This window comes from Pseudomonas sp. NPDC077408 (assembly GCF_050269105.1).
Classification (GTDB): domain Bacteria; phylum Pseudomonadota; class Gammaproteobacteria; order Pseudomonadales; family Pseudomonadaceae; genus Stutzerimonas.
The window spans coordinates 165620-181376 of sequence record NZ_JBNNHS010000005.1 but is presented as its reverse complement, the minus strand read 5'-3'; the positions used below and the strand labels follow the sequence as shown (position 1 = coordinate 181376).

Annotated in this window: 15 protein-coding genes and 2 pseudogenes; 10 read left to right on the top strand and 7 right to left on the bottom strand. The window is 61.3% G+C overall.

The features are described from left to right. Nucleotides 1–16 precede the first annotated feature (16 nt). From ACQKEK_RS14985 to ACQKEK_RS14970, 4 genes are all read right to left on the bottom strand, one after another. Complete coding sequence (locus ACQKEK_RS14985; protein ID WP_128120258.1) at nucleotides 17–787, bottom strand: uroporphyrinogen-III synthase; 771 nt, start codon at nucleotides 785–787, stop codon at nucleotides 17–19. Next, entirely contained in the window at nucleotides 784–1722 is a 939-nt protein-coding gene (gene hemC, locus ACQKEK_RS14980; protein ID WP_128120257.1) for a hydroxymethylbilane synthase, read from the bottom strand. The genes ACQKEK_RS14985 and hemC overlap by 4 nt, the downstream gene beginning before the upstream one ends. Nucleotides 1723–1856: 134 nt before the next feature. Next, entirely contained in the window at nucleotides 1857–2603 is a 747-nt protein-coding gene (locus ACQKEK_RS14975; protein ID WP_045430882.1) for a LytR/AlgR family response regulator transcription factor, read from the bottom strand. Then, nucleotides 2600–3682: a sensor histidine kinase gene (locus tag ACQKEK_RS14970; RefSeq protein ID WP_128120256.1), complete on the bottom strand. Its 1083-nt coding sequence runs from the start codon at nucleotides 3680–3682 to the stop codon at nucleotides 2600–2602. Before ACQKEK_RS14970 ends, ACQKEK_RS14975 begins: the two co-directional genes overlap by 4 nt. A gap of 501 nt (nucleotides 3683–4183) precedes the next feature. Here ACQKEK_RS14970 and ACQKEK_RS14965 point away from each other — a divergent pair. The 5 genes and pseudogenes from ACQKEK_RS14965 to ACQKEK_RS14945 form a co-directional block, all read left to right on the top strand. After that, nucleotides 4184–5026, top strand: a pseudogene (locus ACQKEK_RS14965) (HAMP domain-containing protein); the annotation flags it as partial. After that, nucleotides 5000–5884, top strand: coding sequence for a methyl-accepting chemotaxis protein (locus ACQKEK_RS14960; RefSeq protein ID WP_499143686.1), 885 nt, complete (start codon nucleotides 5000–5002; stop codon nucleotides 5882–5884). The pseudogene ACQKEK_RS14965 and the gene ACQKEK_RS14960, both read left to right, overlap by 27 nt. 98 nt (nucleotides 5885–5982) lie before the next feature. After that, the gene (gene argH / locus ACQKEK_RS14955; RefSeq protein WP_128120254.1) at nucleotides 5983–7377 is read left to right on the top strand and encodes an argininosuccinate lyase; all 1395 of its coding nucleotides are present in this window, start codon (nucleotides 5983–5985) and stop codon (nucleotides 7375–7377) included. 56 nt (nucleotides 7378–7433) lie between these two features. Beyond that, on the top strand, nucleotides 7434–7916 hold the full coding sequence (locus ACQKEK_RS14950; protein WP_499143615.1) for a GNAT family N-acetyltransferase: 483 nt from the start codon (nucleotides 7434–7436) through the stop codon (nucleotides 7914–7916). Nucleotides 7917–7987: 71 nt separating this feature from the next. Further along, nucleotides 7988–8515, top strand: a complete 528-nt coding sequence (locus tag ACQKEK_RS14945) for a hypothetical protein (protein WP_128120252.1) — start codon at nucleotides 7988–7990, stop codon at nucleotides 8513–8515. On the opposite strand, the gene ACQKEK_RS14940 is transcribed toward ACQKEK_RS14945, so the two are convergent. Continuing rightward, on the bottom strand, nucleotides 8516–9481 hold the full coding sequence (locus tag ACQKEK_RS14940; RefSeq protein WP_216706991.1) for a magnesium transporter CorA family protein: 966 nt from the start codon (nucleotides 9479–9481) through the stop codon (nucleotides 8516–8518). It lies immediately after the preceding gene. Between the two features lie 155 nt (nucleotides 9482–9636). Between ACQKEK_RS14940 and ACQKEK_RS14935 the strand changes: the two are divergent. The 3 genes and pseudogenes from ACQKEK_RS14935 to ACQKEK_RS14925 all read left to right on the top strand — a co-directional run. Further along, a pseudogene (locus ACQKEK_RS14935) lies at nucleotides 9637–9894 on the top strand (hypothetical protein); the annotation flags it as partial. Between the two features lie 78 nt (nucleotides 9895–9972). Then, the gene (locus tag ACQKEK_RS14930; protein WP_499143614.1) at nucleotides 9973–10218 is read left to right on the top strand and encodes a TIGR02647 family protein; all 246 of its coding nucleotides are present in this window, start codon (nucleotides 9973–9975) and stop codon (nucleotides 10216–10218) included. Between the two features lie 173 nt (nucleotides 10219–10391). Further along, a complete protein-coding gene (locus tag ACQKEK_RS14925) occupies nucleotides 10392–13223 on the top strand; it encodes a class I adenylate cyclase (RefSeq protein ID WP_499143613.1) in 2832 nt (943 codons plus the stop codon). 33 nt (nucleotides 13224–13256) lie between these two features. On the opposite strand, the gene rnk is transcribed toward ACQKEK_RS14925, so the two are convergent. After that, a complete protein-coding gene (gene rnk / locus ACQKEK_RS14920) occupies nucleotides 13257–13664 on the bottom strand; it encodes a nucleoside diphosphate kinase regulator (protein ID WP_128120249.1) in 408 nt (135 codons plus the stop codon). 151 nt (nucleotides 13665–13815) lie between these two features. Further along, nucleotides 13816–14148, bottom strand: a complete 333-nt coding sequence (gene cyaY, locus ACQKEK_RS14915) for an iron donor protein CyaY (RefSeq protein WP_128120248.1) — start codon at nucleotides 14146–14148, stop codon at nucleotides 13816–13818. A gap of 200 nt (nucleotides 14149–14348) precedes the next feature. On the opposite strand from cyaY, the gene lptM reads away from it, so the two are divergent. After that, a complete protein-coding gene (gene lptM / locus ACQKEK_RS14910; protein ID WP_019341253.1) occupies nucleotides 14349–14489 on the top strand; it encodes an LPS translocon maturation chaperone LptM in 141 nt (46 codons plus the stop codon). Nucleotides 14490–14499: 10 nt separating this feature from the next. After that, the gene (lysA, locus tag ACQKEK_RS14905) at nucleotides 14500–15747 is read left to right on the top strand and encodes a diaminopimelate decarboxylase (protein ID WP_499143612.1); all 1248 of its coding nucleotides are present in this window, start codon (nucleotides 14500–14502) and stop codon (nucleotides 15745–15747) included. The last annotated feature ends 10 nt before the right edge of the window (nucleotides 15748–15757 follow it).

The window sequence follows — 15757 nt, the reverse complement described above, 5'->3', positions numbered from 1 at the left end:
GTTTCCATCCTTTGCATCAGGAAGCGGGCCCGGGATTGTCCCGTAGCGCCGCCAGCAAAGCCGCGGTTCCAGCACCACGGCAGTCCACGATTCTTTTGGCGCCCAACGCCTCGGCCATCTCGGCCACACGAGGGCTGGGTACGAACAAGGGTAGTTCACGCAGCGTTGACCAATCGAATCCTGCCAACTCGCGTAACGACTGCAAACCCTGCCCACTGCTGACCACCATGGCATTCAGCCGTTCCGAACGAACCAGTTCGATCAACATGTTGCATGGGTAATCAGGCAGGTATCTCCGGTACAGCTCGAGGCTGTCGACCTGAACGCCACGGCAGCGAAGCGTATCGGCAAGATATTCACGCCCCCCCTCTCCGCGCAGAATGAGCGCTTTCGGAGCTGCCACCTCGAGCGTCTCGGCCAGTCGCGGCAGCGCCAGCAGCGCTTCGCTATCGTCGCCACTGGCGGGCCAGGACACATCCAGGCCGTATTCTTCAAGAATGGCGCCAGTCGCTGCGCCCACGCTGAACCAAACTGGCCCAGCAGGGGGCACTCTCCAATAACGACTGAGCCGCTCCAGGCCCAAACGGGCAGCCGGTTTGCTCACCACCACCACGGCAGCATAACGATCCAGCTCCAGCATGACCTCGCGCTGTTCGGGCGTTTCGTCGAGTGCCTCGATAGCGAGCAGGGGCAGGCTGGCACTGTGGATGCCCTGACCCGCCAAGATGGCCGCCAGGGCGGCGCATTCTTCTGCGGGCCGCGTCAGCAAGAGACGCCAGCCGTTCACGCCTTGCCGGCCTCACCATAAATATCCTGAAGGATCTTGCCAGCGCCTTGCTGCAACAATTCTTCTGCGATGCGCACACCAAGCGCTTCGGCTTCGGCATTGGGCGCACGGCCTTCAGCGCGTAGGAGCAAGGCACCATCGGGCTGACCGACGAGCCCACGCAACCAAAGCTGATCGCCTTCGAGTACGGCATAACAGGCGATCGGCACCTGACAGCCCCCATTGAGGTGGCGGTTCAGGGCACGCTCGGCGCTCACGCGAATGGCGGTATGGGGATCGTTCATGCATTGAAGCAGCTGATGCAGCTCGGTATCGCCGGTCCGGCACTCGATCCCGACCGCGCCCTGACCGCCCGCGGGCAGGCTGTCCTCGACACTGATGCTGGCGCGGATGCGGTCACCGAAACCAAGACGGATCAGGCCGGCCGCCGCCAGGATGATTGCGTCGTACTCACCTGCGTCAAGCTTGGCCAGGCGAGTGTTGACGTTACCGCGCAGGAACTGGATCTTCAGATCGGGGCGGCGCGCCAGCAGCTGCGCCTGGCGCCGGAGACTGGAGGTGCCTACGATCGCGCCGGCAGGCAACGCATCAAAATTCTCATAGTGATTGGAGACGAACGCATCGCGCGGGTCTTCCCGCTCACAGATGCAATACAGGCCGAGCCCCTCGGGGAATTCCATGGGCACGTCCTTCATGGAGTGCACGGCGATATCCGCTTCGTTCTCCATCAGGGCTGTTTCCAGCTCTTTGACGAAAAGACCCTTGCCGCCGATCTTTGCCAGCGGTGCATCGAGCAGCTTGTCGCCCCGACTGACCATCGGCACCAGGCTCACCGTCACATGCGGATGAGCGGCTTCCAGGCGCGCCTTGACGTATTCGGCCTGCCACAGGGCCAGGGCACTCTTGCGGGTGGCGATGCGAATTTCGCGGGACATGAACAATTCCAGACAGATGAACTGCCGGCGATGATAACAGGCCAGGAACAGCGATCGGGTTGGCGGGGATCAAGGAAAGCCGTCCGGGGACGGTTGAGCTGGAACGGGCGCCGGTCCTTAGCGCCAGGCTCGAATCAGAGGTTTTGCATCAGCTTGCGAACGCCGGCGACATGGCGGCGGCTTACGGTAAGCGGCTCGCCCTCAAGCCCCTTGAGAAACAGCTGGAAATGTCCAAGTGGGGTGCGCTGCAATCGCTCGATACGGTCGCGATAGACCAGCGCATTGCGGTGAATGCGGACGAAACGCTCGCCGAACTCATCTTCGAGCGCCTTCAACGGCTCATCTAGCAGAACCTCGCCGCCCTCATGGCGCAGGGTGACGTATTTGTGGTCAGCGATGAAATAGATCACCTGAGGTAAGGGGATAAGTTCGATGCCCTTGCGGGTCCTTGCGCTGATATGGCTGCGCGGGCCGGTGCCGCTCACCGCCGCAGGACGCGTCAGCGCCGCGAGTTGAACACGATTGGGCCGCTCGGCTTTCTTCAACGCTTCGGCGAGGTGTTCGGGCCGTACCGGCTTGACCAGATAACCGACCGCGCTCACCTGGAAGGCGTCCAGCGCAAACTCGTCGTGGGCGGTGCAGAAAATTACCGCAGGGGGAGCGTCGCGCTCGCACAGCTTGGCTGCAACCTGGAGGCCATCAAGCCCCGGCATACGGATATCCAGCAACACAACATCGGGACGCAGTTCCTCGATCAGGGACAGCGCCTCTTCGCCATTGGAGGCGGAAGGTTCCAGGACACGATAGCCGTCAAGGTCACCTACCAGTCGGCTGAGGCGCTCGCGGGCTAGAGGTTCGTCATCGACAATCAGCACATTCATACAGTTCTGGCTTCCTGCTTTTGTGTCGCACACGGATAGCGTAGACAGGTGTAGTAACGGGCATTACGCCGCTCCACGCTGAGACTCGCCGCGGGACCGAAAAGTGCCGTTAGTCGTGCGTCTATATTGAGCAGCGCTTGCTGAGTCCCTCTAGATGGCAGTTTTGGCGCCGTCTCATCAAAGGGGTTACTAACCTGCAAATGGAACACGCCATCAGCATAGTACGCCGCCACGCTGACCACCCCGCCCTCGATTCTTGGCTGAATTCCGTGAATAAGCGCGTTTTCCAGAAGCGGCTGCAGGGTCAGCTGGGGAATCGGCAAATCATCCGGCACGGTATCGACCTGCCATTCAACTTTCAGCCGCTCGCCGAGCCGGTACTGCTCGATTGAAAGGTATCGGCGTGACAATTCCAGCTCTTCGCGCCAAGGCACCAGGGTGCCGGGGCGCGCCAGGCTGGCACGGAACAGATCGGACAGGTCGAGCACCGCTTGCTCGGCCTTGGCTGGATCGGTAACCACCAGGCTCGCGATGCTGTTCAGGCTGTTGAACAGGAAATGCGGTCGGATGCGCGCCTGCAATGACTCGATGCGAGCGCGAAGCTCGGCCTGCTCCTGCCGCCGCCATTGGCTCTGCAGATAGAAATAGCGCAGCAGCAGGCCGGACATGATCAGGCTGATCAATGCATGGCGCAGATACAGATTCACCTCGCCGACGCGCGTCAGCGGACCGCCAAGCTGATAGATATCGGCAACCGCCGTGCACGCCAGCGTCAGCCCGACCACCATCGCACAGCAAGCAAGCCCTGCCAGCCAAGCCGGCAATCGCGCCAGCAGCGGTCGCAGCTGACAAGTCAAACCGGCCGACAGCAACATTACCCACTGCACGAACAACGACGCCAGCGCCAGGCGCATCCAGTTGAAACCTGGTTGCATCGGCTCGGCGAGCACCAGCACGAGCACCATCAACTCGGCGAGTAGCACCAGGCCGAGCAACGCGTCGGGCTGGCAGAGCTCAGGCACGAAGAAGTCATCGACAGGGGCCGCCGGCCGCGTTCGATCGAGTTTATGTGTTCGCATCAATTGAGTTTCCGCGCCGCAGGAGCGCAAAGCAAGGCGAGCCCGGCAAGGCGGCCACTGCCGTTGCGCAGTGGGAGCCGAGTCTATCGACTTGGAACGTTGCAATGATGACGAACGGTCGCCAGTTCCACGCCTCGGCAGTCATGAATGCGGCTGTATCGGCCGATACAAGGTGTTCTACGAGCGATTCGTTTTGGCGCATGATGGCGCAATGCTTGCATCCCATTATCGACCCGCCAATTGTTTCCGCTGCCCCAGGAGTATTGAACCGTGCTGCTGCTTTCCTCTCTGCGTAGCCGCTTGCTACGCCCGGTATTCCTGACGCTGTGCGGCGCCGTTCTGGTGCAAGTACTGGTTGCTCTCGCATTGACCCGGGGCACCATCGACGGGCTCGAACAAGACATCGAGCAAAGCCTGGGCGAAGATTCGGCGCGCCTGCTGCAAGCGCTGCGCTCGGCAGATGCCGAAGTCAGGGGCGGGCTTACCAACCTGGCCGAACGCATGACCAGCGATCTGTCCCAGGGACTGACGCAGCAATTGACCGAAGAGCAGAATCAGCTGAAAGACGTGCTTGAGCGTCACCTCAAGCAGTCTGGAGACGACCTCGCCACACTGCTTGCCGGCGTTGCGCCAGCTGCGATCTGGGACAACGACGTACCGGCGCTGACCGAGTTCGTCAGAATGGCTCACCGCAACCCGGCGGTCGTCTTCGTCGTTTATTTCGATGCCAATGGCAACCAGCTCACCCGTCACTTGAACCGCCAGGACCCCCGAGTCAAAGCACTGCTGGACAAGGGCACCGGACGCACCGCGTTCGACAAGGTACTGTCCGCCGCCGACAACGACCCGACGCTTTATCTCGCCAAGACATCGATCAACCCCAAGGGGGCGGACATCGGCCAGGTGATCCTCGGCTTCTCCACCTCAGCGGTGAGCACGGAGCTGGCGGCGTTCGACAGCCGATTCCAGACACTGGTCGCCAGCGGAGCGAAGCTGGTGGAAGCCGGTCTCGCAACCACCGCCAGCGACAGCGCAAAAATCATGGCGTCAGGCCTGGCCGCGGCGACGGATGTGGCACAAAGCATCGAGTCCAATAGCCAGAAGGCAGTGGCGCGCTCTGCGTCGGCGCTGCTTTGGAAAATCAGCGTTGGCCTTGCCGTCATCGGAACACTGCTCCTGCTCGCTGTCACGCTAGTGCTCGGCCGCCAGGTACTGCGCCGGCTGGGCCTGCTCAGCAGCGCGCTGCGCGACCTTTCGGCCGGCCACGGCGACCTCACCCAGCGCGTGAAGATTCACAGCGCAGACGAGGTGGGCGAGATGGCTGACGCGGTCAATCTGTTCCTGGCCAAGCTCCAGCCGATCGTCCAGGAAGCACGCGCTATCGCCGTACAGACCGGGGCGGAAATCGACACACTGGGCAACCGCAGCCGCTCCGCTGCAGCCGCTGCCGAGCGCCAACGTGACGAGGTCGCCCGCAGCCTGCAAGCGTTGGCCGACATGACCCAGCACGCGCAGAATGAAAGCCGCGCCATGCAGACTGCACTTGATCAGGTTGCCTCGATTCGCAAGTCCGCGGTAGATAACGAGGCGATTTCCGAGCAGGTGGGCCGTACGATCGAAGCGCTTGGCAGTGGCGTACAGACAAGCGCCTCGGTGATCGAAAAACTGGCCAAGCAGAGCGAACAGATCGAGGTGGTACTGACCGTGATTAAGGGCATCGCCGAGCAAACGAATCTGCTTGCGCTGAACGCTGCCATCGAAGCCGCTCGCGCCGGGGAGAGTGGTCGTGGATTCGCTGTGGTGGCCGATGAAGTGCGAGCGCTCGCCAGCAAGACTCAGCAGTCCACCGGCGATATCCAGACGCATATCGAAAGCCTACAACAGGGTGCACGTGACGCCGTCTTGGCGATCAATACGGCTGGCAAGCAAGCCGAAAGCGGCGCGGCCTCACTAGGCAGTAGCCGCGAGCTACAGCGCGCCTTGCAGACTGCCGTCGAGCAAGTGCACCAGGTTGTAAGGGAGGCAACCAAAGGCGCAGAACACCAAGCCAGCACCGCAACGGCCGTGCGCGAGCGGGTCGAAGTCATCTTGACCGAAGCCGAACGATCCGCCGACGCGGTGACTGCAACCGCGGCCAGCGGTAAGGAACTGGGCGTGCTTGCGCAGAGGCTCGAAGCCAGTCTCGGCCAGTTCAAGGCCTGATAAAGCCGCTCGCTGCGGAGCGCCAGCACGGAAGCCGCGCGTAACCCTGTTATTATTCGGGCCCTCCAATTTGCCCATCCGATTCAGCGAGCGCATTCATGAGCACCGACAAGACCAACCAGTCCTGGGGCGGCCGATTCAGCGAGCCCGTCGACGCCTTCGTCGCCCGATTCACCGCCTCCGTCGAGTTCGACAAGCGCCTCTACCGCCACGACATCATGGGCTCGATCGCCCACGCGACGATGCTGGCCAAGGCCGGCGTGCTGACCGATGCCGAACGCGACCAGATCATCGCCAATCTGAAAGAAATCCAGAGCGAAATCGAAGCCGGCACCTTTGACTGGCGCGTCGATCTCGAAGACGTGCACATGAACATCGAAGCGCGCCTGACCGACCGTATCGGCGTCACCGGCAAGAAGCTGCACACCGGCCGCTCGCGCAACGACCAGGTCGCCACCGACATCCGCCTGTGGCTGCGCGATGAAATCGACCTGATCCTCGGCGAAATCACACGACTGCAAGAGGGCCTGCTGGGCCTGGCCGAAGCCGAAGCGGACACCATCATGCCCGGCTTCACGCACCTGCAGACCGCGCAGCCGGTGACCTTCGGCCATCACCTGTTGGCCTGGTTCGAGATGCTGTCGCGCGACTACGAGCGGCTGGTTGATTGCCGCAAGCGCACCAATCGCATGCCGCTGGGCTCGGCCGCGCTGGCCGGCACGACGTATCCCATTCAGCGCGAGATCACCTGCGAACTGCTGGGTTTCGAGGCCATCTCCGGTAACTCGCTGGACGGCGTCTCGGATCGCGACTTCGCTATCGAATTTTGCGCCGCCGCCTCGGTGGCGATGATGCACCTGTCGCGCTTCTCTGAAGAGCTGGTGCTCTGGACCAGCGCACAGTTCCAGTTCATCGACCTGCCGGACCGCTTCTGCACCGGTTCCTCGATCATGCCGCAGAAGAAGAATCCGGACGTGCCCGAGCTGGTGCGCGGCAAGACCGGCCGGGTATTCGGCGCGCTCGCCGGTTTGCTGGTGCTGATGAAGGGCCAGCCACTGGCCTACAACAAGGACAATCAGGAAGACAAGGAACCGTTGTTCGACGCCGCCGACACCCTGCGCGACTCGCTGCGCGCCTTTGCCGATATGGTTCCGGCGATCAAACCCAAACGCGAAATCATGCGTGAAGCCGCGCTGCGTGGTTTCTCCACAGCAACCGATCTGGCCGACTACTTGGTGCGCAAGGGCCTGCCCTTCCGTGATTGCCACGAGATCGTTGGCCATGCGGTGAAGTACGGACTGGAGAGCGGCAAGGACCTGGCTGAAATGAGCCTCGCCGAGCTGCGCCAATTCAGCGACCAGATCGGTGAGGACGTGTTCGCCGTGCTGACCCTGGAAGGGTCGGTGAATGCCCGCGATCACATCGGCGGTACGGCACCCAGGCAGGTTCGCGCAGCCGTTCAGCGCGGCCGTGAATTACTGGTCACTCGCTGAGCCAAGTCACTGGGCAGGCGCGAGGCGGCTCGTGCCTGTCAGACCGGAGAGTTTTCATGTCGTTGAACATTCGTCCCGCCAGCCGCGATGATGCCGCGCTGATCCTGCGCTTCGTCACCGAGCTGGCAATCTATGAGCGCGCCGAGCATGAAGTGAAAACCGATGTCGCGGGCATCGAGTCCAGCCTGTTCGCCGAAGATGCCAGCGCCAGTGCGCTGATCTGCGAGCGCGACGGCCAGCCGATCGGCTATGCGGTGTATTTCTTCAATTACTCGACATGGCTTGGCCGCAATGGCCTTTATCTCGAAGATCTTTACGTCACACCCGAGGCCCGGGGCACCGGTGCAGGCAAGGCGTTGCTCCAATATCTGGCGCGCTTGGCAGTGTCGCGTGGTTGCGGGCGCTTCGAGTGGTCGGTGTTGGACTGGAACGAACCGGCCATTCAGTTTTACGAATCACTGGGTGCGCGTCCCCAGGATGAATGGACCACCTATCGCCTGACCGGTGAAGCGCTACAGGCGTTGGCGGAGCAGGCCTGAGATTGACACGAGCGGGAACTCGACCGGTCGGATGGCGCCAAACGCCTTGACGCCCGAGATTGCTCCCTCTTATGCCCGACCTCAAAACGTTGCTGCTCAATCAGGACACCCAAGGTGCCGAAGTATTCGACTCACCTAAGGAGCGCCTGAACTTCTATCGCTCGGAAATCCACTTCGAGTCGACGCTGCTGGCCAGCCGCACCAGCGGCTACCTGTCTTCGCAGTCGTTTCTGATGATCGCCTTCGCCTCGTCCATGGCCAACACTAATCCAGACTGGGGAAGCCTGTTCAGGCTGGTGGTGCCGAGCGTCCTGGCGCTGCTTGGGCTGCTCACTTCGCTGCATGCAATCCCCGGCATTCGCGCGAGCTTCGACGTGATCGAGCGCTGGCATCGCAAGCAAGCCGAGCTGCTGCAGACCGAAGGCAATGTCGGCCTGCTGCCCAACCACGATTCCGCTCTGTTCGGTGAAGGCAATAGCCCGCCGGGCGGGAAGCGCTACAAACGTACACTGCTGTTCTCGCTGCGCACGCCCATCATTTTTGGCGCCGTATGGGCGCTATTGGGCGCGTTCTGCATCGTTCTGTATTTCTTCGGCTGATCAAAGCCAGTCGCGGAACTTGAACCAGGCGTAGGGGATGATGGCTGAAATCACCATCATCCCAAGGGCCATCGGATAGCCAAACGACCAACTGAGCTCGGGCATGCTCTCGAAGTTCATGCCATATACCGTGCCCACCAGCGTTGGCGGCAGGAACAGTACCGCCGCAATGGAAAACACCTTGATGATGGCGTTCTGTTCGATATTGATCAGGCCCAGCGTGGCGTCGAGCAGAAAAGCGATATCGCCCAACAGCCGCGCCTGATGCTCCCCGAGCGAACGCACGTCACGCTCCAGCGCCTTCAGCAGGCCCTTGGCGGCACCCTGCCTGGGCTCGTTAGCATGCAGGCGATAAAACGCCAACAAACGGGTTGAGCTGAACAAGCTTTCGCCCAGCTGCGACAGGAGCGAACGGTGCTGCCCAAGCTGCTGGATGATCTGCTGCAGGTCCGTGCGCTGCTCCTTTCGCACGTCGAAGATGCACCTGGATAAAGCCTGGAGCTCGACCTGAACGCTTTCCAGCACGTCGGCAATGCGATCAACCACAGCGTCCGCCAGGGCGAGAAAGATCTGATGACTGGAGGAATAGGTCGACGGCTGCCGAGAACTCTTCGTCTCGAACTGCCGGAACGCACTGAGCTCGGTATAGCGAACGGTCACCAGGCAACGCTTGGTCAGGACAAAGGTGACTTCGGCATTTTCCGGTCGCCGATCGGCGATCCCCATCACCACCGTTGTGGTCATGAAGATGGCGCCATCCTCATCGTAGAAGCGCGACGAGTCTTCGATTTCGGCGAGTTCTTCGCGGGTCGGAATGTCCAGCCCCAACGACGATTCGATAAAACGCTCTTCCTGCGAATCAGGCGACAGCAGATCGGCCCACAGCATATTGTCAGGGAGCGTCTGCAGATTTTCGGCAACGCGCCGCACCAGCGCGCCGTTTTCAAGACAGTGAAAGATGATCATTGCTGTAGTCGTGTTCTCGATAAGTCATAGTAAGAGTAGAAACCGACCCAAGCGAAGCGTTCAGCCGGCCTTTCCGCCTGAAGCCAGCTTGCCGGTAGTCACCTCAACACGCTATCGAGAACTTCCCTGACGAGAGTTGCGACATGAACGATGCCACGTCCGATGATGATGAAACCTTTGCCGAGGAAACGCTGATCCAGGCAATCGAAAACCAGCTTGAAGCCGGTGAACCCGCCGCTACCCAGGCTACGCTGAACAAACTGACACTGGTCGGCTACGAGCGCGACGAGATCCTCAAGCTGATGGCGCTCGTGCTCGCCAGGGAGATCCGGCAGATGCTCGAGCAAGACCGCCCGTTCGATATCGAAGGGTACGAAACGCAGCTGCGCAACCTACCCGACCTAGCCGAATAGTCTTAGACGGCGGCAGGCGCGCATGTAGCATCTACACTTCCGCAAACAGGGCCAACGCCCACCATCCGAGGAGCAGACATGTCCTACACCCCAGAAGTGGTAGCCGAGCTGGAAATTCTTCGCCTGTTCAACCTCGACAACTCACTCGAAGGCCTGAAAGTCCACCACGACGCCGGCGACACGGCGATCGCTGCCGCAAAGCGTCTGCATAGCAAAGGTCTGACAACCCTACCCGACGGCGGCTACCTGACGAGCCTTGGACGCGATGCCGCTGAGCATGCCCAAGTGCTGCTAACAATTCTCACTGAGCCCGTTCCGGCTTAAGCTTGAGGCGACCAAAGCCTAGCCGAGCACGCCATTTACCGGTTTGACCACCGCACAGGCGCTCGGCTATCACCCGTTTCTTGCAGCTGCGGCTTTCACTGACCCGTGCTAGTTTTCGCCTTTCGCCTCGATCAACATGTCGGACAACATCGTTTGCCTGAACCAATCGCCACATGACGCGCCACCAGGAAATCCGCCCAATCCTTGAAGAAGGAATCGATCGCAAGGTGCTCGCGGCGCTTCGTGCTCGCTTTATTTCATTGAATGCCGCACGCCTGGAACGCACCCGGCTCGTCATGTCGTCCCGCCAACAGGCGGTGCTCACACTGTTACCGCTGCTTTTCCACGTAAACCATCCGATTCTGCCGGGTTACGTTTCCAGCACTACACCAGCCGGACTGGCAGGGTTCGAGCCCGACGCCGAAACATTGGCTGAAGCTCAGCGCCTGAGCCGCTCGTTCACCTATAAGCCACTGCGCGGTAAGCCGCCGCAGCCGATTCTCGGCCTGTTTCTCATGGGCAGTCTTGGCACCGTTGCGCAGGACGACCAAAGCGACCTGGATGTCTGGGTTTGCCATGATCCGGACCTGTCTGCACAGCAACTCAGCGAACTGCAACGCAAATGCGAGCTGCTACAGGGATGGGCCGCGACTCAAGGCAGCGAGGCGCATTTTTTCCTGGTCGATCCGGTCCGCTTCACTCAGGGCGCCCGCGAAGCCAAGCTGACCTCCGATGATTGCGGGACCACTCAACACTATCTGCTGCTTGATGAGTTTTACCGCACCGCGATCTGGTTGGGCGGACGCACCCCGCTCTGGTGGCTGGTGCCCGATTACGAAGAGCACCGCTACCGCGACTACGTGCGCACGCTGCTGGACAAACGCTTCGTGCGCAGCGACGAGGTGCTGGATCTAGGCAGTCTCGCCAGCATCCCGCCCGGCGAATACCTCGGGGCCGGCTTGTGGCAGCTGTACAAGGCCATTGAGGCGCCCTACAAGTCGCTGTTCAAGCTGCTGCTGATCGAGGTCTACGCCAGCGAGCATCCTCAGGTGCGCTGCCTCAGCCTTGACTTCAAGCAAGCTGTCTATGCCAATCGATTCGATCTGGACGAGCTCGATCCCTACATCGTCGCCTACCGCAGGATCGAGCACTACCTCGACAGCCGCGGCGATCAGGAACGCCTCGCATTGCTGCGGCGCTGTCTATACCTGAAGGTCAACAAGCCCCTCAGCCAGCCCTTCAACGGCCGAAACAAAAGCTGGAAAAGGCGGTTGCTTGAGCGCCTGGTGGCGGAATGGAAATGGGATGATCGACAGTTTGCCCAACTCGACGCACGTAGCCAGTGGAAGGTTCGGCGAGTCGTCGAGGAACGCCGAGCACTGGTCAACGAACTGACCTACGGCTACCGATTCCTCAGTGAATTCGCCCGGCGCCTGCAGATCACCAGCAGCATCAACGGACGGGATTTCGGCGTGCTTGGCAGACGCCTGCATGCCGCGATCGAACGCAAGGCGGGCAAGGTTGAAGCCATCAACCTGGGCATCGCGCCCGACCTGGCAGAGCACAGCCTGACCCTCATGCAGGGCTATGACGCCGCGGACGATGTCTACTGGGCGCTTTACGAAGGCAACCTGAATGCCCAACAGCTCAGCAATTTTTCGCCGCTCAAGCGCTCCCGCGAGCTTGTTCCACTTTTAGCCTGGTGCCATCGCAACGGCATTATCGATACGGCCACGCATGTCGCCCTGCATCCCGGCGACAGCGGCCTGACGGAAGCCGAGCTGTTCGCGCTGTTGACCGATATCCGCCAGGCATTCCCAATGCCGCCTCAGGCTCTGGCTGACGAAGCGCTGTTGGTCGCGGCGAGCCCCGTCAAGGTCCTGCTGCTAGTCAACGTCGGTCTTGACCCGCTAAACCCACAGCAACCCCTATCGTTCGACGAGCTAACCGAATCGCTGCGGCATGCCGTTACCCGAGACAATCTGGTGCTGAGCGTCGACCAACTGACACTCAACAGCTGGAGCGAACTGATCGCGACGCGCTATGAAGGCACATCCCCGTTGCCGGACTGCCTGCGTGATTTCCTTCAAGAGCTGCCGATTCGTGGCGAGCGGCCCGATCTGCAAATACGCTGCTTCAGCCGAAATGCCGGCATGGCACTCGCGCGACGTATCAACACCGTTTTTACCGACGCCCAAACGTTGCTCGACGAGCCGGGTGAGAGCCGCTACCTGCTGCAGGTGCGCCAGCACTACCACCTGCTCGATCTGGTGAGCGGAAATGTCCGGCACATCACATTGAGCGACATGCCCGCACTGCTGGAACATCTCGGTGAGGCTCATCACAGCGTGCGGCCCATCCGCGTGGAGCGACACGCGCTCGAAGGGACCGACCTGCCGTTGATTCTTGGACAAGCCAGGGCACACTGCCTGCAAGTTTTCTATCGCGTTCAGAGAAGCCTGGCGGAAATCACCGTTCTGGATGAATTCAACGCGCTCTGGCGCCAGCAACAGCCCTATCGAGACGAGCAGAGTCTGCTGACACCCTTGCTGCGGTTTTTGCAGTCGGTGAGTTACCGGCGCAACACCCAGCTTCCATTCGAAGAGAGCCGGCTGGCAGCGATGGATATCCTGTTCTACCGGCTCATGACACCGGCAGCGGGCGAGACAGTGAACATCGAGCGGAGACCGCCGCCACGGGAAAACATCGGCGATCCTTACTATGACGTGCAGGCAATCGTCGAACACAGCGAACGAGGCCGCTCACGGGTGACCCTGTACTGCAACCATCAGGAGTTTTCGAGCCTGGAATATGGCGCCGAGCTGTTCGCCGCAGTCGCGCATTTCATTCTTGCGCAGCGACGCGGCGCCGAGCGCTACCCCTGTTATATAACCGACCTCGACATGTCCGGCCTGCACGGCACTGGCCGCGCCCAAACTGTTCAGCATCTGCGCTACAAAGCGCACCTGGAGGCGGCACTCAACCAGGCGCTGAAGTCACTCTGAACAGTAGTGCGAACGCGCTTCCTTCTAAACTTCTCAGAGATTGACGTCGCCCGCCGCTTCCGGCTGATATTCCACAGCCAGCAGGGTCAGCTTGAGCACCTTGCCGCTGGGCGTCGGCCAATCAATGTGCTGCCCCACCGTCATGCCTAACAGCGCTGTGCCTACCGGTGCCAGGACCGAGACAGTACCCTCCTTGCCGGCATCCTGAGGAAACACCAATGTCAGATGGTAGTCCTTGCCGACACCCTCCTCGCGACAATGGACGCGGGAATTCATAGACACCACGCCAGCGGGCAGCTCGCTGCGCTCGACCACCTGGGCGCGGGACAACTCTTCCTCGAGTGCCTCGGCGGCCGGACCGTAGTCAGCCAGGCCGTCAAGCAAACGCTCGAGCCGCTGGAGATCGGGTTGAGTGATGATGATGGGCGGTGCGCTGGTCATGGGTGCGGGTAAGCTCCTGGAAAATTAAACAGACAAAAAAACAAAACCCCGCCCGAAGGCGGGGTTATTTAACCTGCAACCGACCCTATCACAGCTCATTAAATAAGCAAGGGTGCCGGAATCATGGCTTGGGCCTGCCGCCCGCCACCCTTTACAGGTCTTCGAATTCCAGCGCCTCGCCGCCCTGCTCCTGAGTAACCCGGGACAAAAGCTCACCGAGACGCTCATCGTTGGCATCGCAGATCCACAACGAGCTGGACTCGTCATAGTCGAAATGAAAGCCACCGGAACGCGCCGCCACCCACAATTGGCGCAGCGGGGGCTGACGGCTGAAAATCAACTGGGTGCCATTCTCGAAACGCACGGTCAGCACGCCACCGGAATTCTCCAGGTCGACGTCCATTCCGCTGTGATCGAACACGTCCTCGATTTCCTCCTGCGCAGCGTCAACAAGATCGTGAAAGCGGGCTTCGCTCAGGCTCATGAATCGATTTCCTCGGTACGGGTTGCATGGCGGCAACGGGGCCGCCGACGATGCTGGCGAGCTTAGCAGGCCACCGCCGCGTCTAGCGAGCGGCTGTCCGGGCAGACTTCCAAGGTGGGACCGGCGAGCGCGGCCACATAGGCAATCCGACGGGTGCTGGGTATACTCCGGCCCATCGATTTTTCTAGGATTGCACCCCAATGAAGCGTCTGCTGCTTCCACTCATCGCACTGGCGGTTCTCGCTTCCGCGCTAACCGGCTGCGGCCAGAAAGGCCCGCTCTACCTTCCGGACGACGAGGCAACTGCCAAAGAACGTTCCAAAGACCGATTCGAACTGTAAGGAGGCATTCATGGAGGCCTTCTCGTACCGCGACGGTCAGCTCTTCGCGGAGGGCGTGGCGTTGCCCGCTCTCGCGCAACGCTTCGGCACCCCCACCTACGTCTATTCTCGGGCTCACATCGAGGCGCAGTACCGCGCCTATGCCGACGCGCTGCAAGGCATGCCGCATCTGGTCTGTTTTGCGGTCAAAGCAAACTCCAACCTTGGCGTGCTTAACGTACTGGCCCGCCTGGGTGCCGGCTTCGACATCGTTTCGCGTGGCGAACTGGAGCGCGTACTGGCGGCCGGTGGTCAGCCTGACCGCATCGTGTTCTCGGGCGTAGGCAAGACCCGCGACGACATGCGCCGCGCGCTGGAAGTCGGTGTGCACTGCTTCAACGTCGAGTCCACCGAGGAGCTCGAACGGCTGCAGCAGGTTGCCGCCGAGCTGGGCGCAGTGGCACCGGTTTCGCTACGGGTCAATCCGGACGTCGATGCCGGAACCCACCCGTACATCTCCACGGGCCTCAAGGAAAACAAGTTCGGCATCGCCATTGCCGACGCCGAGGAGGTCTATGCCCGCGCTCACGAGTTGAGCAACTTGGAGGTTGTTGGCGTCGATTGTCACATCGGCTCGCAGCTCACCACGCTGCCGCCGTTCCTCGATGCGCTCGACCGGCTACTGGCCTTGATCGACCGCCTCGCCGTTCGCGGCATCCGAATCAAACATCTGGATCTGGGCGGCGGGCTGGGGGTGCGCTATCGCGAGGAGCAGCCCCCTCTGGCCGGCGACTACATCCAGGCCGTGCGCAAGCGCATCGACGGACGCGACTTGGCGCTGGTGTTCGAGCCCGGCCGCTCGATCGTCGCCAACGCCGGCCTGCTGCTGACCCGTGTTGAATACCTCAAGCACACCGAGCACAAGGATTTCGCCATCGTCGATGCGGCGATGAACGACCTGATCCGCCCGGCGTTGTACCAAGCCTGGATGGATGTCGTACCGGTGCAGCCGCGCGAGGGCGAGGCGCGTCACTACGACATCGTCGGCCCGATCTGCGAAACCGGAGACTTTCTCGCTAAGGAGCGCCCGCTGGTGCTGGCTGAAGGTGACCTGTTGGCGGTCCGTTCCGCCGGTGCCTATGGTTTCGTCATGAGCTCGAACTACAACACCCGCGGCCGCGCAGCCGAGGTGCTGGTCGACGGCGACGAAGCCTACGAAGTGCGCCGCCGCGAAAGCGTGCAGGAGCTCTATGCCGGCGAAAGCCTGCTGCCTGCCTGAGGCCAAGACG